Source organism: Jiangella alkaliphila (assembly GCF_900105925.1).
In the GTDB taxonomy this organism is placed as follows: Bacteria; Actinomycetota; Actinomycetes; order Jiangellales; family Jiangellaceae; genus Jiangella; species Jiangella alkaliphila.
On the sequence record NZ_LT629791.1, the window covers coordinates 6746105 to 6766861 of the forward strand.

Below are 20757 nucleotides of genomic sequence, written 5' to 3' on the forward strand. Positions count from 1 at the left end.
GATAGGCTCGGCGGATGATCGACGCACAGCGGCTCCTGGGCGAGGTCGACCTGCATCTCATCGGTGAGGGCCGGCACGAGCGGCTCTGGGACGTGCTGGGCGCCCGCGTCACGACCATCGACGGCGTCGAGGGCACCGCGTTCACCGTCTGGGCGCCCAACGCGCGGCACGTGCAGGTGGCCGGCGACTTCAACGGCTGGGACGGCGGCTGGCACCCGATGACCCAGGTGGGCGGCGGCGTGTGGGCGGTGTTCGCCCAGGGTGTCGGCGCCGGCGCGGTGTACAAGTTCAAGGTGCACGGCGCCGACGGCCACTGGCGCGACAAGGCCGACCCCATGGCCTTCCGCACCGAGGTGCCACCCGCGCAGGCGTCGATCGTCCACCAGTCGCGCCACGAGTGGAACGACGAGGTGTGGCTCGCGCAGCGGCCCAACTCGCTGCACGCGCACCCGATGTCGGTCTACGAGGTGCACCTGGGGTCGTGGCGGCGCGGCCGGTCCTACCGCGAGCTGGCCGTCGAGCTGGCCGAGTACGTCACCGAGCTGGGCTTCACCCACGTCGAGTTCCTGCCGGTCGCCGAGCACCCGTTCGGCGGGTCGTGGGGCTACCAGGTGACGTCGTACTACGCGCCGACGGCCCGGTTCGGCCACCCCGACGACTTCAAGTTCCTGGTCGACACCCTGCACCAGGCCGGCATCGGCGTGCTGCTGGACTGGGTGCCCGCGCACTTCCCGCGCGACGACTGGGCGCTGGCCCGCTTCGACGGCACCCCGCTCTACGAGCACGCCGACCCGCGCCGCGGCGAGCACCCCGACTGGGGCACGTACGTCTTCGACTTCGGCCGCCCCGAGGTGCGCAACTTCCTGGTCGCCAACGCCCTGTACTGGCTGACGGAGTACCACGTCGACGGCCTGCGCGTCGACGCGGTCGCGTCGATGCTGTACCTCGACTACTCCCGGCCCGAGGGCGCGTGGCTGCCGAACTCGCACGGCGGGCGCGAGAACCTCGACGCGATCGCGTTCCTCCAGGAGACCAACGCCACGTCGTACCGGTCGGTGCCGGGCATCGTCAGCGTCGCCGAAGAGTCGACCGCCTGGCCCGGCGTCACCCGTCCCACCCATCTCGGCGGCCTCGGGTTCGGGCTGAAGTGGAACATGGGCTGGATGCACGACTCGCTGGCCTACCTGTCCCGCGACCCGATCCACCGGCAGTTCCACCACCATCAGATGACGTTCTCGATGATGTACGCGTTCAGCGAGAACTTCGTCCTCCCCCTCTCCCACGACGAGGTCGTGCACGGGAAGGGCTCGCTGCTCGGCAAGCTGCCCGGCGACCGCTGGCAGCAGCTGGCCACGCTGCGCGCGTTCTACGCCTACATGTGGGCGCACCCCGGCAAGCAGCTGCTGTTCATGGGCGGCGAGCTCGGCCAGGAGTCCGAGTGGGCCGAGTCGCGCGAGCTCGAGTGGTGGCTGCTCGACCGCCCCGGCCACGCCGGCGTGCAGCGGCTGGTCACCGACCTCAACCGGGTGTACCGGTCGGCGCCGGAGCTGTGGTCGCTCGACTCCGACCCGGCCGGCTTCGAGTGGATCGACGCCAACGACGCCACCGGCAACGTGTTCTCGTTCCTCCGCCACGGCCCCGACGGCGAGCTGCTGGCCTGCGTCGCGAACTTCAACGCGATGCCGCACGAGGGCTACCGGCTGGGGCTGCCGCACGCCGGACCCTGGCAGGAGGCGCTGAACACCGACGCCGAGGTGTACGGCGGCTCCGGGGTCGGCAACCTCGGCGAGGTCGTCGCCGTCGACGAGCCCTGGCACGGCCGGCCGGCGTCCGTCACGCTGCGGGTGCCGCCGCTGGCCACCCTCTGGCTCCGCCCGGCGTGATCGTGAGGGGCGGTTTGCTGGTGCTATAGCCCAATGCCGTTAAGTTAGGGCGGTTTTGCTGGCCCGGCGAACTTTGATCTTGTGGGTGGCGTGGCTGGGTGGGCGGGTCTGGTCTCGTCGTTTGGCTTTGAAGGTGTTCCGGGGTGGTTTCTTGACGCGCTGCGTGACGCGGGCTCGTCGTGGCGGGTTGAGGTCGCTGCTGATGGCGGCGATGGCCAGGACGCGCGTGTTCTGGTCGAGTCGGCCGGCGGTGATGGTGTCTCGGGTGACGCGGATGGTGATGGTGAAGGAGATCCGGCGCGGGTCCACGCCGACGGTGTCCGCGGCGTCGGTTCTCAGGGTGCAGAGGGCTTGGTAGGTGACGAGCAGGGCGTAGATCTCCTGATCGACGAGGTCGGGTGACTTCGAGCGCAGGATGAACCCGGCGCCACGCAGTCGGGTCTTGAGTTCCTGGTAGCTGTTCTCCGATTCCCACCGCTGGTGGTAGGCCTCGGCGACGGCTCGGGCGGGCGCCTCGGCCGGGTCGAGCAGGGTGGTGACGAGCCTGATATCGCTGATGGTGACGGTATCGCCGACGTGGGTGGTGACTCGGTAGTCGACGATACGCACCGGGTGCCCGGGCATCGGAGGCTCCGGCCAGCCCCGCCGGGCGGCGGTGCGCCAGCGCTTCTTGTAGCGTTGCGCGGTGATCACTGACAGGTAGGAGCCGTCGTCGAGGATCTTCATGGCGGGGAAGTCGGCGTTGCCCTTGATCCGCCAGATCAGGTCCGCGCCGGTGCTGGTGGCGATCTGGGCGAACAACCGGTGACCGAAGTTGCGGTCGGCGAGCACCAGCATCCCCGGACGCATCGCACCGATCAGCCGCTGGGTCAGTTCCTGCTCGCTGTGCCGGCACGCGTCGAACACCGCGTCGATGATCGCGTGGGTGGCGCATTCGATCAGCGCGACCAGCCGCACCTGTGCGAACCCCGAGGGCGTGCCGATGTGGCCGAACGCGGCCACGTTGGCCGCGGTGTCGGCCAGGTCCAGGGCGGTGCCGTCGAAGGCGACCAGCCGCCGCCCGAACAGCCACGCTCCCGCCGCGTCGGGCGCCGCGCGTGGGCCTCGGACCCGGTCGAACAGCAGCCGCAGCGGCGTGACGCCCAGGCGTTTGCGGGCCTGGCACAGCGCCGACGCGCTCGGCACGACCAGCCCCCGCAGGTACCCGAACGTGCTGGTCAGCCAGCACATCACCATGCGGTATCCCGGCGGGGAATGCGAGTCGGCGCCGCAGAACACGCATAACCCGAGCACGAAGACCATCACCGTCCGGGCCGGCAACAGCCGCCGCCGCTGCTCGCGCACACCGGCCTGCTCGATCACCTCGTCCAGCAGCTCCGGACAAAGATCACTTTCCAGTGCGCCCAGACTCACCTCGCCCGATCGCCACGTGGCAGACTCAGAACTCACAGGGCCCTCCGGCAGACGATGATCTTCGACAATCACCGTTCTAACGGAGGGCCCTGCCCACGAACCCCACCGACACGCCGCTGACCAGCACAAACCGCCCTAACTTAACGGCATTGTGCTATAGCCCCAGCAAACCGCCCCTCACGCCTTCGGTGCCGGCCGGTCAGTTCCGGTCGACGACGACGACCGGGGAGTCCCAGGTCTCGACGTGGTCCGGGTTGGACGGGTCGCCCAGCGGCTTGGTGGCCGTCAGGCGCAGGACGTAGCGGCCGTCGGGCACGGGGACCCGGCGGTCGGTGCCGGACCCGCGCGGCCGGGTGCCGTCCCAGGTGTAGGCGTTGAACGCGGTCGCCGTGCTGCTCCGGCCGACGAAGTCCTCGGAGAAGACGGTGTTCCACCGGCCGTACGGGCGGCCGGCCGTGCCGTCGGCCTTGGCGTGGAACAGCTGCAGCGACACGTTCTGCGGCGCGTGCTCCAGGTGCGCGAGGACCACCGGGTAGTCGCCCTCGGTCATCGAGAACGTCGCACCCTCGGGCAGCAGATCGTACACGCCACCCATGGTGCAGTTGACGCCGATGTAGCGGCCGCAGGCCGTGACGTCGCCCAGGGACGGCAGCCCGGCCCCGGCCGGCGTCAGGATCGGCAGCTGCTGGTAGTCGCCGGCGAAACCGGCGAACGGCACCCGCAGCGGCTGACCGTCGGCGGGCGTCAGGACGACCCAGCCGCCGTACTGCCCGAGCGCGGGCTCGGCCGGCGCGGTCACCGTCACGTCGACGGTCGCCGACCCGCCCGCGGGCACCGTCACCGACGGCGCCGAGAACGCCACCGTCGCGCCGCCCTCGAAGAACTGCGGGTTGTTCGGCGCGCCCGCGGTGCTGATGCCGTCGGTGTGCGACAGCTCGTACGTCACCGGCGCGTCGGCGTCGTTGGTGAGGGTCAGCGTCCGGGTCGACGGGCCGGCCTCGCTCTCGCCGAGCGACAGCTTGCCCGGCGTCACCGCCGTCGACGCCAGGATCGCGTCGTCGATGTCGAGCATGCCCGCGCCCTGCCGGTGCGCCGGCTCGACGTACCCGGCGTCGGGGATCAGCGACCAGTCGGCCGGGTCGGCGCTGTTCTGCAGCAGGTCGCGAACCTGCGCCGGAGTGAGCGACGGGTGCGCCTGCAGCAGCAGGGCGACCGCGCCGGCCACGTGCGGCGACGACATCGAGGTGCCGGAGACGACGGCGTACCCGTCGTCCTCGAGCGGGTAGGTCGAGCGGATCAGCCCGCCCGGTGCGCCGAGATCGGGCTTCAGCGACAGGTCCGACGCCATGCCGTAGGAGCTGAACGACGAGATCAGCCCGGCCGTCGTGTTCTCGATGGTGGTCGTCTCGTCGGTCCAGGTCAGCGTCGTCGTGCCGGCCGCGATGCGGTTGTTCAGCTCGACGCCGTCACCCTGCGAGAGCGCGACGACGGGGATGGTGATCGGCGGGTCGGCCGGCGACGGCGGGGCCACCGTCGGCGCGAGCGCGCCGGGCACGTTGTTGTAGAGGATGACGGCGGACGCGCCGGCCTGCTGCGCGTTGCGGGCCTTCTCGTAGAACGGGCAGGTCCCGCGCTCGATCAGCGCGACGGTGCCGCTCAGGTCGGGCAGCGGCCCGGCCGCGGTGCACGCGTCCTGGGTCGCGTCGGGTGTGCCGGTGCGCGACAGCGGCAGGTCGCCTGACGTCGGTGCGCTCGGCGCGCCGGTCGCCTCGGCGTAGCCGAACTCGCGGCCGTCCGGGGTGACGGTGAACATCCGCGCGTCGTACTCGAGGTTGTCGAACGACGCGACGCCGATGACCTTGTCCCCGACGCCGGGGGCGCCGGCCGACCAGGTGCCGGCGGCGCCGTTGTTGCCGATCGAGGCGACCACGACGACGCCGTCGTCGACGAGCGCGTCGCTGGCCGTGGCCGTCGGGTACTCCGGCCAGGTGACGAAGCCGGCGCCGAGGCTCATGTTGACGACGTCCATGTCGTCGGCGTGCGCCTGCTCCAGCGCGGCGAGGATGATGTCCGACGTCGTCGAGCCCGCGCAGCCGAACACGCGGTAGGCGCCGAACTCGACGTCAGGCGCCACACCGAGCACGCCGCCGGCCGCGCTGTCGCCGTCCGCTCCGACGATCCCGGCCACGTGACTGCCGTGTCCATAGCAGTCGTCCGGATTGTCGTCGGGGTGCGGCGTGGGCTGGTAGCCGGCCGAGCTGTCGTCGGCGTTGTAGTCGTCGCCGACGAAGTCGTACCCGGCCACGACCCGCTCGGTCGGGAACGCCGTCCCGCCGGGCGTGCCGCCGCCACCGAGGTCGGGGTGGTCGATGTCGATGCCGCTGTCGACGATGCCGACCTTGAGGCCGTCGCCGGTGAAGCCGAGCTCGCTCTGCGCGATGTCGGCGCCGGTCATGCCGAGCGCGGAGTCCATCGCGGGCTCAGACGTCGCCGGGTCGGGCGCGTCGATGGTCACGACGGGGTACACCGCGGCGACGTCGGCCGAGCCGGCCAGGCTGCTGATGTCGGTCTCGGACGCGGACACCGAGAAGCCGTTCCACAGCCGGTCGTAGGTGTAGCGGACGTCCAGGTCGGCGCCGAGCGCGTCTGCCTCCGCGAGCACGCGGTCCTGCTGGCGCCGGGCGGCCGCGCTGGTGCCGCCGTCGGCGACCGGCTTCGCGGTCAGCTCGACGAACCACGCACCGGTGGGCTCGTGGACCAGCTCGTCAGACGGCTCCGGCAGCCCGGCCAGCTCCGACAGCGTGCCCAGGTAGCCGTCCTCCGCCGCGGCGGTCGTCGCGGGTGCGGCGGAGCCCGCGGCGACGGTGCCGAGCGTCCCGGCGGCCAGGGCGACCGCGGCGGTGGCGGCGAGTCCGGCGCGCCGGGTCACGGCCCGCCTCCCCGGCGCTCTCGATGGTCGTGTCATCGGGGCTCCTCGTTCAGTCGTACGGCATGACAAGACCCCGCCGGTCAGACGGGGTAGACCCGTAACCTATGGCCGTTTTCGCCTCGATTGGAAGACTTGACGGCAAGTCGGCCGGGCGAGTCACCGTGAATCGGGAGAAATCACACCGGGATCGACCGGCTCATACCGGACGGATCTTGCCGCCCGCAACCTCTTGTCACCGCCCGCCCCGAGACGACAGGATGACCAGCACCTCAGCCCGCGCACGCCCCGGGAGGCCGTATGTGGACTCGCACGCTGCCCGCCGCCGGTCTCGCCGGAGCCGTGTTGACGATGTCCATGGCGCTGTCCGCGCCGGCGGCGCCTGACGACCTGCGCGGCCCGGTGCTGCGCGAACCCGAGGACCGCACGCAGGCGTCCTCGCTGACGCCGTCGGTCGACGCGCCCGGCGCCGGGGCGCTGCTGTCGCCGTTCTCCGTCACGACCGCCGACCTGCCCGGCAAGCCGCGCGACGACGTCATCGTCGACGTCCCGGTGAACCCGAACGACGCGTCGATCCCGATGAACCTGACGCCGTACCACGCGATCGCGCCGGCGCTGCGCGCGCTGCAGGAGAGCGACCGGGTCAGCGTCGAGATCATCGGCCAGTCCGCCGGCGGCCGCGACCTGCACCTCGTCGTCGTCACGTCGCCGATGACCGACGCCGAGTGGGCCGAGTGGCAGCGGCTGTCCGACCTGCGCACCGAGGACCCCGACGCCGCGCTCGCCGCGCTCGAGGCCGGCGAGTACGACGACTGGAAGTCGCCGCTGTTCGTCAACAACAACATCCACGGCAACGAGTGGGAGGGCACCGACGCGTCGCTGCAGGTGCTCGACGACCTCGCGTTCTCGGACGACCCCGAGACCGTGGAGCTGCTCGACCAGCACGTCGTCGCGATGGTCGTCACGAACAACCCCGACGGCCGCATCGCCGGCACTCGCGCCAACGGCAACGGGTTCGACATCAACCGCGACTACATCACCACCTCGCAGCCCGAGTCGCGCGCCGTCCGGTCCCAGCTGATCCGGTACGAGCCGCTGACCATGCTGGACGAGCACGGCTACACCGAGGTCACCCTGATCGAGCCGACCACCGGCCCGCACGGCGAGAACTACGAGTACGACCTCTACATCCGCCAGGCGATCCGCAACGGCCTGGCGATGGAGCAGGCAGTGCTCGCGCTCGGCGAGCCGAGCGTCACCGAGGTCGACATCCCATGGCGTGACTTCGAGAGCGGCTGGGACGACTGGCCGCCGATCTTCACCCCGATGTACGCGATGTACCACGGCGCCGTCGGGCACACCGTCGAGATCCCGCACGACCCGCGCGACCCCAGGCTGACGCCGGCGCAGCGGCACGAGCTGACCCGCATCAACACCGCCGTGTCCCGGGCCAGCATCGAGGCCAACTTCGCGTGGGCGCACGAGAACCGGCTGAGCCTGCTCGCCGACCAGCTGGAGATCTTCCGGCGCGGTGAGGCCGGCGAGTCGTCCCGGCCGATCGACGACGAGCTCGCCCTGTCGCTCGCGCTCGGCGAGAACGGGAAGACGCTCCTGCAGGACTACCCGCGGGCCTACGTCATCCCGGCCGAGCGGCGCGGAGACTCGGCCGCCGCGCGACTGGCGCAGTTCCTCCTCGACAACGACGTCGAGGTGCACCAGGCGCGGCGGCCGTTCACCGCCGGTGGCGAGCGGTACCCGGCCGGCTCGTACGTCGTCGACATGTTCCAGGCCAAGCGCGGCCTCGCGAACACCATCCTCGACGTCGGCGCCGACGTCACGACGACCTTCCCGACCATGTACGACATCTCCGCGTGGAGCCAGGGCAGTCTCTGGGGCGCGACGGTGGAGACGGTGGCCGCCGGGGGTTCGCTGGAGACCCGGGCGCTGTCCGAGCTGGACGCGGTGGCGCCGACGGGCTGGGTGGCGCCGGGGCGGCCCGCGCACTACGGCTTCGACGCCGCCACGCTGGCCGGTATCCAGGCGGTGAACGCGTTCGTCGCGGCCGGTGTGCCGGTGCGGCGGACCGCCGCCGGCGTCTTCACGGTGCCGGGCTCGGCCCGGGCGCTGGTCGAGGACGCGGCGGCGACGTACGGGCTGGAGTTCTCGGCCTTGACGGGCGCGGCGGTGCGCGGCGCCGTCCCCGTCGGCATCGGCCGGGTCGGTACCAGCGCACCCGCCGACGAGCTGCACGCGCTGGCCCGCATGGGCTTCGCGACCACGAACGTCAACGCGGCCGGGTTCAACGCCGGGACGTACGCCTTCGCCGACTTCGACGCCTTCTACGTCTCGACCACCGGGTTCAACCCGCAGCAGCTGAACGCCACCCAGCAGGCGGCGTTCACGGCGTGGCGGGCGGCCGGCGGGACGATCGTCGGGCGCGGCGCCAGCGGCTGGACGTTCAGCGACCGGGCCGACCTGCTGGACGTCGGGCTGGTGAACCCGACCGACTGGAACATGGCCAACGGCATCGTCGCGGTCGACAACGACCCGGCCTCGCCGGTGACCGGCGGCGCGTCGCCGTCGTCGTTCGTCAGCAACCCGCAGCACTTCACCACCCCGGGCGCCGGCGTCCGCGTCGACCAGCGACTGGGCGGTGGGGACTTCTTCCTGGCCGGCCACTGGATCGGGCAGGAGGCGGCAGCCGGTCAGCCGGTCGTCGTCAGCGGCGTGGCCGGCGGCGCCGACGTCACGCTGTTCGCCACCGAACCGCTCTACCGATCTCATCCGGAAGGCCTGTTCCCGCAGGTTGCGAACGCCCTCTGGCAGTAGCGACCTGCTCCGGCGGGGAGTCGTCATCCACTGCGGAGGTGACGACTCCCCGTTTCTTCCGGCTCTGCAAGGGGACGCCAACGGCCGGGCTGGGCAGTGACCTTCCGGGGTGAGATCGCTGCGCAAACGGTGCGGCTCCGCTGTGGTCCAGACAGCAGCGAACTCACACCGTTCGGCGCGCCGATCTCACCCGTTCGCCAGGTGGTGCGTATCGGTACTCATTGCAAAGGCCGCTTGCCCCCGCGGCCCCGGCCCGGCGTTCGGGTAGGCCCGAGCTAGCCGCGCTGACCCGTCACGACGGTCGACTCGCCGTCGTCGTCGTGGTGTTCCTCGTCGGCCAGGCCGGCGTCCTTCACCGCGTCGACGGCGGCCGCGGCCTGGGCGGCGCTCAGCTCCAGCAGCACCACGCCGCCGGTGGCCAGCCAGCCGGGCGCGCCGGCGGCGATCCGTCGCACGAGACCCAGCCCGTCGCCGCCGCCGTCGAGGGCGGTGCGCGGCTCGTGGTCGCGGGCCTCGGGCGGCATCAGCGCGATGGCCGCGGTCGGCACGTACGGCGGACTCGCCAGCAGCACGTCGACCCGCCCGCGCAGCCCGGCCGGCAGCGCGGCGTACAGGTCGCCCTGGTGGACGCGCCCGGCCGGCTCGACGTTGCGGCGCGCGCACGCGACCGCCGCCGGGTCGACGTCGGCGGCGTGCAGCTCGACGCCGTCCAGGCGGCGCACGACGGCGAGGCCGAGCGCCCCCGTCCCACAACACAGGTCGACGACCACGGCGCCAGGCCGCACCCACCGCCGGGCGAGGTCGACGAGCAGCTCGCTGCGGTGCCGCGGGACGAACACCCCGGGGCCGACCTCGACCCGCAGCCCGGCGAACTCCGCCCAGCCCAGGACATGCTCGAGCGGCTCACCGGCGACCCGGCGGACGATCATCGTCTCGGCCTCGGCCGGGCTACGCGCGGTCTCCCCGATCAGCCGCGCCTCGTCCTCCGCGAACACACACCCCGCCACCCGCAACCGCGCGACGACCCCCTGGTCCACCACACTGCGACTCTAGAGGGGCACCCGGGCGGCGAGGGCGAGCACCCGGCGGGCCTGCTCGACCATCGCGACGTCGACGAAGCGGCCGCCGGGGAGGACGGCGACGCCGCCGGCCCCGACAGCGGCGATCACCTCGGTGGCGTGGGCGACCTCGTCCGGCGACGGGCGGAAGGCGGCCTCGATGACCGGAAGCTGCTTCGGGTGGATCGCGGCGCGCCCCACGAAGCCCAGCGCCCGCCCGGCCCGGGACGACTCGGCCAGGCCGTCCAGGTCGGCGAGGTCGGTCCAGACGGCCATGGCCGGCGGCGGCAGCCCGGCCGCCCGCGCGGCGACGACGAGTCGCTGCCGGCACCACGTCAGCCCGGCCTCGACGCCGTCGCCGGACAAGCCCAGGTCGGACGCGAGGTCGGCCTCGCCCAACGCGACCGACGCCACGCCCGGAGCCAACGCGATCGCATAGGCCGCCTCGACCCCGGCGGCCGTCTCCAGCAGCACGTGCACCGGCCGGCCCCCAAGCACCGACCGCACGGCCGCGACGTCGGACAGCGAGGACACCTTCGGCACCCGCACCGACACCGACGGCGGCAGCCCGGCGACCAGCGCGAGGTCGTCGGCGCCCCACGGCGTCGACGGGGCGTTCACCCGCACCTGCACGTCCCGGCCCGGGTCGGCGGCCAATACCGACGCCGCTCCGTCCCGGGCCGCGGCCTTCGCCGACGGCGCCACCGCGTCCTCCAGGTCGAGGATCACGACGTCGGCGGACGACGCCAGCGCCTTCTCGGCGCGGTCCGGCCGGTCGGCGGGCACGTACAACAGGGTCAGGACCAGGCTCATACGACTCCCTCGGAGCGCAGCTCACCGATGTCGGCCACCGAATAGCCCAGTTCGCCCAGCAAACTATCAGTGTCGGCGCCGTGCGCCCGCCCGGTCCACCGCACCGCGCCCGGCGTCTCGGAGAGCCGGAACAGCACGTTCTGCATCGCCACCTCGCCGAGATCCGGATCGGCCGCCCGCAGCACCGTCCCCAACGCGGCCAGCTGCGGGTCCGCGACCAGGTCCGACGCGTCGTAGACGGGCGCGACGGCGGCCTCCGCCTTCTCGAACTCCGCGACCACCTCGTCCCGCGACCGCAAAGACACCCACGCCGCAACCGCCGCGTCCAGCTCCTCGACATGCGCGGCCCGGCCGGCACCGGTCGCGAACCACGGCTCGTCGACGACGTCGGGCCGGCCGACCAGCCGCATGACCCGCTCGGCGATGCTCTGCGAGCTGGTCGACACCGCGACCCATCGGCCGTCGGCGCACAGATAGGTGTTGCGCGGCGCGTTGTTGGCCGACCGGTTGCCGGTCCGCGGCTGCATCGTCCCGAGCTGGTCCCACCGGGTCAGCTGCGGCCCGAGCACGGACAGCATCGGCTCGACGATCGCGAGGTCGACCACCTGCCCCCGCCCGCTCACCGACCGCGCGTGCAACGCGGCGGTGACGCCGAACGCCGTCGCCAGCGCCGTGATGCCGTCGGCGAGCCCGAACGGCGGCAGTGTCGGCGGGCCGTCGGGCTCGCCGGTCAGCGCGGCGAACCCGCTCATCGCCTCGGCCAGCGTGCCGAACCCGGGCCGCCGCCGGTACGGGCCGACCTGCCCGAACCCGGTCACCCGCGCGAGGATCAGCCCCGGATTGTCGGCCGAGAGAACGGAGTACCCGAGGTTCCACCGCTCCAGCGTGTCCGGCCGGAAGTTCTCGATGACGACGTCTGACTCGCGCGCCAGCCGCCGGAACACCTCCTGGCCACGCTCGTGCGACAGGTCCAGCGTCATCGTCCGCTTGTTCCGGCCGAGCGTCTTCCACCACAGGTTCTGCCCGTCCTTCGCCGGCCCGTGCCCGCGAGACGGGTCCGGCCGGCGCGGGTGCTCGACCTTGACGACGTCGGCGCCCATGTCACCGAGGTGCATCGCGGCGATCGGCCCCGCGAACAGCGTCGCGGCGTCGACGACCCGCAGACCGGCCAGCGGCCCGCTCACGTCTTCACCCCCACGGCACAACGGAAGCCGATCGACGGCGACCGGTCCAGCCCAGCACCCATCAGCAGGTACTTCGCCGAGAACGACGGCGCCCGCTCGCCGCCGTCGAAGTACCAGTCCGACCCCGTCGGCACGAACGCCGACCCGCCCTTGAGGATCAGGAACCGGGTCCGGCCGTCGGTGTGCTCGCTCTCGGTCAGGTTCCAGACGGCGGGCGCGCCGCGCTCCAGCAGCCCGGCCTCGCCGGCGACCTGCCACTCGTCCTCCGTCGGCAGCCGCAGCCCGGCCCATGCGGCGTAGGCGCGGGCGTCGGCGAGGTCGACGTACGTGACGGGGTCCGCGCCGCGCGGCTCGCCGTCGCGCCAGTGCGCCAGGAACCGCTCCGGCCGCACCGGCCGGTAGCCGGTCGCGGCGAGGAACGCGGCGAACTCGTCGTTGGTCACCTCGGTCCGGCCGATGCCGAACGGCGTCAGCTCGGCCCGGCGGTGCGCGGTGCCGTCGGCGTGCAGCCGGCGCGGCAGCGGCTTCCACTCGTCGACGTACGGCGCCTCGTCGTACAGGCCGGTCTCGCGGACGCGGTACCGGACCACCAGGTCGTACCGGCCGCCGTCGACCCGCACCATCCCCGGAGGGACGGTGTCGGCTTCGGCCTCGGCGGGACGCACGCGCGCGGCCGGCCGGCGCGGGAACGTCGAGTCGGGGTCGACGACGGTGTCCCCCGCGGCAACCGAAGCGGCCAGCACCGCCGCGACCCCGCCCGCGGGCAACCGGCCGCCGATCACCGTCCGCCCGTCGTCGTCCTTGCCCACCGACAGCTCGGCACCGGTGGTGAGCTCGGTGAACGCGCCCGGCGCGTCGACGACCAGCCACGGCCCGGACCACTCCGCGTCGCTCCGGTTCACCACGGTCCACAAGGCCACGCCGTCATGGACCCACCGCGACGCGTACACCGGCGCACCACCGCCCGGATGGTCGGCCAGCGGCGTCCAGTCCTCGCTCTGCAGCCAGGCGCGGTATTCGCGCTGCACCCGGCGCATCGAGCGCAGCAGCGACCGGTCCCGCGCGCTCCAGCCCACCCAGACGCCGAACACCGTCTCCCACACCAGGACGCCGGAGCCGTTCAGCCAGGCCGACTGCAGCTCCTCCAGATGACTGTGGTTCCAGCGGCGGGTGTGGTGCAGGACGTGCCGGCGCTCGAACCAGGTGCCACGGAGGACGCCCGGCACCGGCGAGTCGGCGAACCACTGCGCCCAGGACATCGTGTGGTCGTGCACGCGGGCCAGCGGCAACCGCGACTCGCCCTCCATCGACAGCCCCGGCCGCAGCGCGTCCAGCCCGGCCCGGACCTCGGCGCTGCCCTCCTTCGAGCTGTCCAGGAAGACGCCGTCCGCGCCCAGCCGCTCCACCAGCGCGACGACCGACGCGGGGGCGGAAGCCTCCCACGGGTAGTACGACACGAACACCCGCACGCCGGCGGCCTGGAAGGCGGCGACGACGTCAGGCAGCTCGGGCACGTCGAAGAACGCGAACTGGTCCCGCTCGTCGATGCCCTCGTTCGGGTACGCGTGCCAGAGCACGACCCCGTCGAAGCCGCCGAACTCGCGCGTGGCCGCGGCCAGGTAGCCGTCGACGTCGAACCGGCCGGTCGCGTGGTCGTACAGCAGCTCGTCCCAGAGCCAGGCCAGCGCGACGACGAACCCGTCGGTCCGCTCGGCGTCGTAGCGCGAGCCGTCGTAGCCGGCGCGGGCGCCGTCGCGCCAGCGCGTCAGCGCCGCCCGCCAGGCCGGCCAGTCCGCCGGGTCGTCCGGCGCGGCGAAGATCTTCGCTTCGTCCAGCACCGAGAGGTCGGCGGACGGGTCCAGCGGCACCGCCGCCGGCCGGTCGATCGGGCGCGGCACATACGGGTTGAGCATCACGCCTCCGCCAGGAACGCATCGATCTCGCCGCGGTCAGGCATCGACGACGACGCGCCCGGCCGCTGCACGGACAGCGCGGCCGCCGCCGACGCCCGTCGCAGCGCGTCCGGCCACTCCAGGCCCGCCGCGAGGCCGACCGCGAGCACCCCGGCGAACGTGTCGCCGGCGGCCGTCGTGTCGACCGCCTCGACGGCGAACGCCGGCACGTCCGTGGTCGTTGCCCCGTTCACCCGGAGCGCCCCGCGGGCACCCAGCGTGACGACGACGTCGCCGCTCGCGGCCAGCGCGCGGGCCGCCGCCACCGGGTCGGCGACGCCGGCCAGCAGCACCGCCTCGTGCTCGTTCGGCACCAGGACGTCCACCGCGGCGAGCAGCGACGGCGGCAGCGGCACGGCCGGCGCCGGGGTGAGCATCACCCGCACGCCACGCGACCGGGCGTAGGCCGCCGCCTCCTCGACCAGCGGCAGCGGCAGCTCCAGCTGCAGCAGCACGACCTCGGCCGCGTCGATCGCCGTCCGGTGCGCGTCCGTCAGCCTCGCGACCGTCCCGTTGGCACCCGGCACGACGACGATCGAGTTGTCGCCGGTCCCGTCGACGGTGATGTGCGCGGTCCCGGTCGGCAGCTCGTTGACGGCCAGCCCGGACACGTCGACGCCGGACGCCGTCAGCAGCGCGGCGATGCGGCGGCCGAACTCGTCGTCGCCCACGGCGCCGAGGAGGGTGACGTCGCCGCCGGCCCGGGCGGCCGCGAGCGCCTGGTTGGCGCCTTTGCCGCCGGGGACGGTGGTGAACGTGCGGCCGGTGACGGTCTCGCCGCGTCCGGGCGCGCGGTCGACGGTGACGACCAGGTCCAGGTTGGCGCTGCCCAGGACGGCGATCACGGCACGCTCACCGTCATCGTGCGGGCCGCGAGCGCGTCGAAGCCGATGCCGTCGAACCCGGCCAGTGTCGTGCTCACCCGGTTGCGCAGCGGCGCGATCCACCGCGACGGCAGGGCGGCGGCGCCGGTCAGCGCGCCGGCGATCGAGCCGACGGTGGCGCCGTTGGAGTCGGTGTCCCAGCCGCCGCTGACCACGGCGGTGATCGAGCGCTCGTAGTCGCCGCCGCCGTGCACCAGCGCCGCGACGACCAGCGCGGCGTTGTTCAGCACGTGCACCCAGTGCAGGTGGCCGTACCGCGCCTCGACGGCGTCGACGACGGCCTCCCAGTCGGGTTCGGCCGCGGCCGCCGACCGCGCGAACCGCACCGCCTCGGCGTACCGCGACGACGCCGGGACGACCGACAGCCCGGCGTCGAGCACCTCGTCGACAGACGACGCGACCAGCGCGGCGGCGCAGGCGGCAGCCGCGAACAGCTCGCCGTACACGCCGTTGCGGGTGTGGCTGAGGACGGCGTCGCGCCAGGCCAGCGCGGCCGCGCCGGCGGGGTCGCCTGGACGGGCCCAGCCGAACACGTCGCCGCGGATCTGCGCGCCGATCCAGTCACGGAACGGGTTGCGCACCGTCGCGGTGGCCGGCGGCAGGTGGCCGAGCAGCAGGTTGCGGTACGCGACCCGCTCGGCGGTGAACACCCGGCCGGCCGGCAGCGACGCCAGCCAGGCCTCGGCGACGTCCTCGGTGGTGAAGTCGGCGCCGCGGGTCTCCAGCAGCGCGAGGTTGAGCATCGGGAAGTTGAGGTCGTCGTCCTCGGGCATGCCGTCGATGTTCTCGGCCAGGCTGGTCGTCGCGCTGCGCCGGTTCCACGGCCAGCGGGCGGCGACGTCGTCCGTCAGCCCCTTCGCCGTGAACCAGTCGTCGAGGGGCCAGCGGCCGGTCGCCTCGAGGATCTCCCGGATCCCGGCGCGCGACACCTTCTCCACCGGCTTGCCGAGCAGGCAGCCGGCCGCCCGGCCCAGCCAGGCGCCGTGCACGCGGTCGAACGACGGCGAGCCGGCGACGTGCCCGGCGGCGCGCCCGCCCGCCGGCCACGCCGCCCGCAGCTCGTCCAGCGCCGTCGGCTCAGACGCGTCGAACGGCGACGGCCGCGCGTCGACCTCGTCCAGCAACTCGGCGGCCAGCGCCCGCAGTTCCGGCGCCGGGACGTCCGACGCACCGGTGCGCACCGGTGCGTCGTCGCCGCCGGCCGCGGTCCAGCGCGAGCGCAGGTCGGCGACGTCCACCCCGTCCTCGGCCGCCTGGGCGAACGCGTGCCCGACCAGGTCCTCCGGCTGCACCCAGGTGAGCCGCATCAGGCCAGCCCTCCGAACGCCGTGTCAACAGCCGCTCGCCGGGCGGCGTCGGCCGCCCGCACCTGCGCCGTCACCGCCGCCAGCCGCTCGGCCGGCCCGACGATGTCCACCTTGCTCGCCGCCGCCACCGTCGTCACCAGGTCGGCCGGCACCGCCGCGCGCCCGCCGAGCGCGCCGGCGATCGCCCCGGCCATCGACGCGATCGAGTCGGAGTCGCGGCCGTAGTTGACGCCGCCGATGACGGCGTCGCGCCAGTCCCCGCCGGCGATGGCCAGGAAGCCGAGCGCGACCGGCAGTTCCTCGATGGTGTGCAGCCGGCTCGGCCGCCGGGCGCCGAGGCCCTGGTTGCGGTAGTCCTCGCCGACGGTGTCGTACGGCGCGACGGCGGCGCGCAGCTTGCCCGACTCGACCGCCTCGGTCCAGTGCCCGATCGAGCTCGCGGTGTCTAGCACGGCCTCGATGCCGGCCTTCGTCCCGTCCTTGGCCAGCCGGACGGCCGCGGCCAGCACGTCGTCGACCATCGCTCCAGGAGCCGCCGCCGCGGCCACGCAGGCGGCCATGACGCCGGCCGCCTCGCGCCCGTAGGACGACTGGTGCGCGCCGGCGACGTCGACGGCCTCGGCGTAGGCGGCGTCGGGGTCGGCCGCGTTGACGACGCCGACCGGCGCGATGTACATCGCCGCGCCGCAGTTCACCGCGTTGCCGACGCCCGCCTCGCGTGGGTCGGCGTGCCCCCAGTGCAGCCGCAGCGCCATGAACTTCTCCGCCAGGAAGACCCGCTGCAGCGGCAGCGCCTCGGCCTCCAGCTCGGGGATCCAGACCTGCCGGCCGATCATCAGCGGCACCAGCCGCTCGGCCACGTCGTACGCGGTCAGGTGGGCGCCGGCCTGCTCGTACACGTCGACCATGAGGTGCGTCATCAGGGTGTCGTCGGTGATGTGGCCGTCGCCCTTGTGGTACGGCGCGATGGGCCGCGCGGTGCGCCAGTCCTCGTAGTACGGCGGCACGATGCCCTCGACCCAGCCGCCCCACCGTTCCCGGATCTGCTGCGGCGACCAGCCCTCCGTCGCACCACCGAGCGCGTCGCCGACGGCGGCTCCCGTCAGGCACCCGACCGCGGTATCGATGAGTGCGTCACCCGTCACGCTGTTTTTCCTTTCCCTCGTTGGACTCGCCGCCGCCTGGAACCTCGCGGTCGGATTTGGCGGTCCCATTCCTCGATGGAGCCTGCCAGCTCGACCAGGTCGATGCCGGCCAGATCGGGCGCGCAGCAGCCGGCGAGCCGCCGGCACCGCTCGACCCAGGTCGTGGGGAGCGCGTTCAGCCCGTGCGCCGCACCGGTGAGCGCGCCGGTCAGCGCGGGCGCGCTGTCGGCCAGGGTGGGCAGGCACGCGGCGGCGGTGATCGCGGCGATGGGCGGTTCGGCCGCGCGGCCGGCGGCGTGCGCGAGCGCGACGGCGACCGGCAGGGTCTGCGCGGCGGCGACGCCGTAGCTGTAGACGTGGCCGGCCGGCTCGTCCAGCAGCGGGACGGCGTCGGCGGCGCCGCCCGCGTCCTTCGTCGCGATCAGGGCGCGTGCGATGGCGTCGGTCAGCAGCCCGTCCTCCGGGAGGTGCGCGGCGGCCGCGGCCCAGGCGGCGGCCAGTGGCTCGCCGCGGACCAGCCGGGCGATCGTCTCGGCGACGACCTGCGCCGCGGCCACGCCGTCGCCGGCGTTCGTCACCTCGGCGTCCCAGCCGGCCAGCGTGGCGGCCTGCGCGGGGTCGGCGGCGACCAGCCCGATCGCGACTGCGCGCACCGCGGCGGCGTCGTCGAAGTGGTGCGGGTTGTCGTGCCCGGTGACCGGCGGGTCGACGTCCCGCCGCAGCGCGTCGGCCGCGGTGGCGACGCTGATCCGGCCGAGCGGCATGGCGCCCTCGGCGGCCGCCGTCCGCCAGTGCGCGTGCACGTCCTCGCGGGTGAGCCGGCCGGGCGCGGCGGCGCCGAGCCACCGCAGCGTCCACGCCGCCCACTCCGCGTCGTCGCTCGGACCGAGCCGCAGCGCCGCCGTTGGCTGGTTCAGCGCGAACGGCACCGGCAGCGTCGTCACCTGCTCGTTCTCGGCGAACGCGTCCAGTTCGCGGTGCAGCCGGCGGGTCCACGGCGGCAACAGCCGGGCGCGGTGCCGGGCGGCGGGCCATCCCGCGGCGTCGCCGATGGCCAACCCGAGCAGCGCCCCGGCCGCACGGTTCTGCCGTTCGTTCACGTCGCCGTCTCCAGGTGGTCGGCCAGCCGGTCGGCGAGATCGAGCGGGTGCAGGCCAGCGACCACCTCGCCCAGGCAGCGGCCGGTGACCGGCCCGATCTGGTCCTGCCAGTCCGCCGGGACGGCGCCGAGGCCACCGAAGGCGCCCGCGAGCGCACCGGCGATCGCGGCCGTCGTGTCGGCGTCGCGCCCCATCGACACCGCGCCCGTCACAGCGTCCGCGAACGAGCCGGACGCGGCCAGGAAGGCGCCGAACGCCAGCGCGACCGCCTCCGGCGCCAGGTCCGTCCACGGATACGCACGGACGACGACCGCGTCCAGCAGCGCGGGCACGTCCCCGGCGTGCACCAGCGCCGACCGCAACGACCGCGCCGTCCACGAATCAGGAGGGACGGCGGCCAGCGCGGCGGCCGCGATCTCACCCACCGAAGCCGTCCCCGTCATCGCGACGGCGACCGCGGCGGCCACCGCGACACCGGCGTGCACGCCCTCACCGGAGTGGCTGACCGCGCCGTCGACGGCCGCCAGCCGCGCCGCCAGCGCCGGGTCGCCCGCCGCGTACACCCCGTGCACCGCGGACCGCATGGCCAGCCCGTCGCTCCACGAGTGCAGGTGCCGCCCGCTGGCCGGCGGCCGCAGCCCGGCGCGCAGGTTCTCGATGGTGCCGAGCTCGCTGAACCCGGCGCCCGGGAAGCCGCCTTCACGCCCGGCCAACTCAGCGATCCACGCGTCGGCCACGTCGTCGCTGGTCAGCGAGGCGCCGTGCGAGAGCAGCAGCAGCGCGCTGAACGCCGCGTACTCGGTGTCGTCGGTACCCGACGGCCGGTCGGTGAGGAACCCGGAGACCGTGCCCCAGCGGGCGGCGATCTGCTCGGCCGTCAGGTTCTCCGCGGGGGCGCCCATGGCGTCGCCGATGGCGAGCCCGAGCAGGCACCCCCGCGCGCGGTCCCTCATCAGCGCTGGTAGCGCTCGAGGACCGCGTTGCCCTCGTCGACCAGCTTCGCGCCCAGCTCCTCCAGCGAGATCTGGTCGCTGAAGTACTCCTGGAACGCCGGGTTGGCGATCCGCGACTTCCATTCCTCGAACCCCTTGACCTGCTGGAACGGCGCCATCTCCAGGTCGGCGGCGGTGGCCGTCGCGACGTCCCAGCCGGTGGCCGGGTCGTTCAGCTCCGGGCTCTGCGCCGCCTCCTGGCTGGTCGGCAGCAGCCAGTCGCCGGCGGCCAGCTGGACCTGGTTCTCGGCATTGAGGAAGTACTCGATGAACTGGACGGCCTCCTCCGGGTGCTCGGTCTCGGCCGACACGGAGAGGGTCTGGCTGACGGCGCCCTGCGCGCTGCTGTCGCCCTCGAGCGCGGGCAGCGTCACCCAGTCGAACCCGTCCGGCGCCTGCTCGATGATCTGCTGGCGCAGCCAGATCGCGCCCGGCAGCATCGCGTACTGGCCGGCGAAGAAGCCGGGCAGCGCGTCGGCCGACGACATGCCGACGCCGTCCGGCGCGGCGGTGTTCTCGGTGTAGAGCATCTCGTGGATGCGCCGCGGCACCTCCTGGTCGGCCTCGTCGAAGACCGCCTGCACCTCGCCCGTCGGGTCGGTGAAGTAGTCGCCGCCGAAGTTGCGGGCCAGGTTGAGGATGCGGTTGGCCGGCGCGTTCAGCGGGACGACGGCGCCGAACTGGCCCTCGGTGGTGAGCTGCGCGGCGACGTCGGCGAACTCGTCCCACGTCCACGGGTCGTCGACGGTCGGCAGCGTGACGCCGGCCGCGTCGAGCAGCGTCCGGTTGGCGAACACGACCTGCGACTCCTGCAGGAACGGCACGCCGTAGACGGCGTCGCCGAACGTCGCGGTGTCCCAGGCGCCTGCGCGGATGTCGTCGCGGATCTCGTCGGACAGGTACTCCGACAGGTCCAGGACGTTGCCGCGGTCGCCGAAGTCCTGCAGCACCGTGGACTCGTAATGGAATACGTCCGGCGCGGTGCCGCCCTCGAACGACGTCATCAGCTGGTCCTGGACGTTGTTCCAGTCGCCCTGCAGCAGCTCGACCTGGATGTCCGGGTTCGCCTCGTTCCAGGCGGCGACGATGGCCTCGTTGGCCTCGACGCTCGCGGTCTGCCAGGCCAGCGTCTGGAAGGTCAGCTCGACCGGCTCGCCGCCGCTCCCGCTGCCGCCGTCGCCGCCGGTCTCGTCGTCACCGCCGCCGCACGCCGCGAGCACCAGGCCCGCGGCCGCCGCGAGGGCGACGATTCGCATCGAACGCATGGGGTT

14 protein-coding genes are annotated in these 20757 nt (G+C 73.6%); 2 read left to right on the forward strand and 12 right to left on the reverse strand.

Annotated features, from left to right (window positions below; translation table 11 throughout):
• Positions 1-14 precede the first annotated feature (14 nt).
• Positions 15-1883, forward strand: coding sequence for a 1,4-alpha-glucan branching protein GlgB (gene glgB, locus BLV05_RS31035; protein WP_082155221.1), 1869 nt, complete (start codon positions 15-17; stop codon positions 1881-1883).
• 39 nt (positions 1884-1922) lie between these two features.
• Here the strand turns inward: glgB and BLV05_RS31040 are convergent, their stop codons facing one another.
• Positions 1923-3296, reverse strand: coding sequence for an IS4 family transposase (locus tag BLV05_RS31040; protein ID WP_172860667.1), 1374 nt, complete (start codon positions 3294-3296; stop codon positions 1923-1925).
• 199 nt (positions 3297-3495) lie between these two features.
• Complete coding sequence (locus BLV05_RS38325; protein WP_052763195.1) at positions 3496-6225, reverse strand: S8 family serine peptidase; 2730 nt, start codon at positions 6223-6225, stop codon at positions 3496-3498.
• A 297-nt stretch (positions 6226-6522) separates the two neighbouring features.
• Between BLV05_RS38325 and BLV05_RS31050 the strand changes: the two genes are divergently transcribed.
• Positions 6523-9051, forward strand: coding sequence for a M14 family zinc carboxypeptidase (locus tag BLV05_RS31050; protein WP_046772911.1), 2529 nt, complete (start codon positions 6523-6525; stop codon positions 9049-9051).
• A 275-nt stretch (positions 9052-9326) separates the two neighbouring features.
• Here the strand turns inward: BLV05_RS31050 and BLV05_RS31055 are convergent, their stop codons facing one another.
• The 10 genes from BLV05_RS31055 to BLV05_RS31100 are packed head-to-tail and all read right to left on the reverse strand — an operon-like array spanning position 9327 to position 20751.
• The gene (locus BLV05_RS31055) at positions 9327-10088 is read right to left on the reverse strand and encodes a putative protein N(5)-glutamine methyltransferase (RefSeq protein WP_152691135.1); all 762 of its coding nucleotides are present in this window, start codon (positions 10086-10088) and stop codon (positions 9327-9329) included.
• A 12-nt stretch (positions 10089-10100) separates the two neighbouring features.
• Positions 10101-10922, reverse strand: coding sequence for an HpcH/HpaI aldolase/citrate lyase family protein (locus tag BLV05_RS31060; RefSeq protein WP_046772909.1), 822 nt, complete (start codon positions 10920-10922; stop codon positions 10101-10103).
• Positions 10919-12106, reverse strand: coding sequence for a CaiB/BaiF CoA transferase family protein (locus BLV05_RS31065; RefSeq protein WP_082155851.1), 1188 nt, complete (start codon positions 12104-12106; stop codon positions 10919-10921). The genes BLV05_RS31060 and BLV05_RS31065 overlap by 4 nt, the downstream gene beginning before the upstream one ends.
• Positions 12103-14019 (reverse strand): SUMF1/EgtB/PvdO family nonheme iron enzyme, encoded by a 1917-nt coding sequence (locus BLV05_RS31070; protein WP_046772919.1) that lies wholly within the window; start codon positions 14017-14019, stop codon positions 12103-12105. The genes BLV05_RS31065 and BLV05_RS31070 overlap by 4 nt, the downstream gene beginning before the upstream one ends.
• On the reverse strand, positions 14019-14903 hold the full coding sequence (locus tag BLV05_RS31075) for a ribokinase (RefSeq protein WP_046772907.1): 885 nt from the start codon (positions 14901-14903) through the stop codon (positions 14019-14021). The genes BLV05_RS31070 and BLV05_RS31075 overlap by 1 nt, the downstream gene beginning before the upstream one ends.
• Positions 14900-16249: an ADP-ribosylglycohydrolase family protein gene (locus tag BLV05_RS31080; protein ID WP_046772906.1), complete on the reverse strand. Its 1350-nt coding sequence runs from the start codon at positions 16247-16249 to the stop codon at positions 14900-14902. The genes BLV05_RS31075 and BLV05_RS31080 overlap by 4 nt, the downstream gene beginning before the upstream one ends.
• Positions 16249-17394 (reverse strand): ADP-ribosylglycohydrolase family protein, encoded by a 1146-nt coding sequence (locus tag BLV05_RS31085; protein WP_046772905.1) that lies wholly within the window; start codon positions 17392-17394, stop codon positions 16249-16251. The genes BLV05_RS31080 and BLV05_RS31085 overlap by 1 nt, the downstream gene beginning before the upstream one ends.
• Positions 17391-18494: an ADP-ribosylglycohydrolase family protein gene (locus tag BLV05_RS31090; RefSeq protein WP_063932661.1), complete on the reverse strand. Its 1104-nt coding sequence runs from the start codon at positions 18492-18494 to the stop codon at positions 17391-17393. The genes BLV05_RS31085 and BLV05_RS31090 overlap by 4 nt, the downstream gene beginning before the upstream one ends.
• On the reverse strand, positions 18491-19447 hold the full coding sequence (locus BLV05_RS31095; protein ID WP_046772904.1) for an ADP-ribosylglycohydrolase family protein: 957 nt from the start codon (positions 19445-19447) through the stop codon (positions 18491-18493). Before BLV05_RS31095 ends, BLV05_RS31090 begins: the two co-directional genes overlap by 4 nt.
• The gene (locus tag BLV05_RS31100) at positions 19447-20751 is read right to left on the reverse strand and encodes an ABC transporter substrate-binding protein (RefSeq protein WP_046772903.1); all 1305 of its coding nucleotides are present in this window, start codon (positions 20749-20751) and stop codon (positions 19447-19449) included. The genes BLV05_RS31095 and BLV05_RS31100 overlap by 1 nt, the downstream gene beginning before the upstream one ends.
• Positions 20752-20757: the final 6 nt, after the last annotated feature.

Excerpts from the sequence above, each read along its gene's own strand:
- glgB (WP_082155221.1), top strand. The coding sequence starts at position 15 with ATGATCGACGCACAGCGGCTCCTGGGCGAGGTCGACCTGCATCTCATC.
- BLV05_RS31050 (WP_046772911.1), top strand. The coding sequence starts at position 6,523 with ATGTGGACTCGCACGCTGCCCGCCGCCGGTCTCGCCGGAGCCGTGTTG.
- BLV05_RS31060 (WP_046772909.1), bottom strand. The coding sequence starts at position 10,922 with ATGAGCCTGGTCCTGACCCTGTTGTACGTGCCCGCCGACCGGCCGGAC.
- BLV05_RS31070 (WP_046772919.1), bottom strand. The coding sequence starts at position 14,019 with ATGCTCAACCCGTATGTGCCGCGCCCGATCGACCGGCCGGCGGCGGTG.
- BLV05_RS31080 (WP_046772906.1), bottom strand. The coding sequence starts at position 16,249 with ATGCGGCTCACCTGGGTGCAGCCGGAGGACCTGGTCGGGCACGCGTTC.
- BLV05_RS31095 (WP_046772904.1), bottom strand. The coding sequence starts at position 19,447 with ATGAGGGACCGCGCGCGGGGGTGCCTGCTCGGGCTCGCCATCGGCGAC.
- BLV05_RS31100 (WP_046772903.1), bottom strand. The coding sequence starts at position 20,751 with ATGCGTTCGATGCGAATCGTCGCCCTCGCGGCGGCCGCGGGCCTGGTG.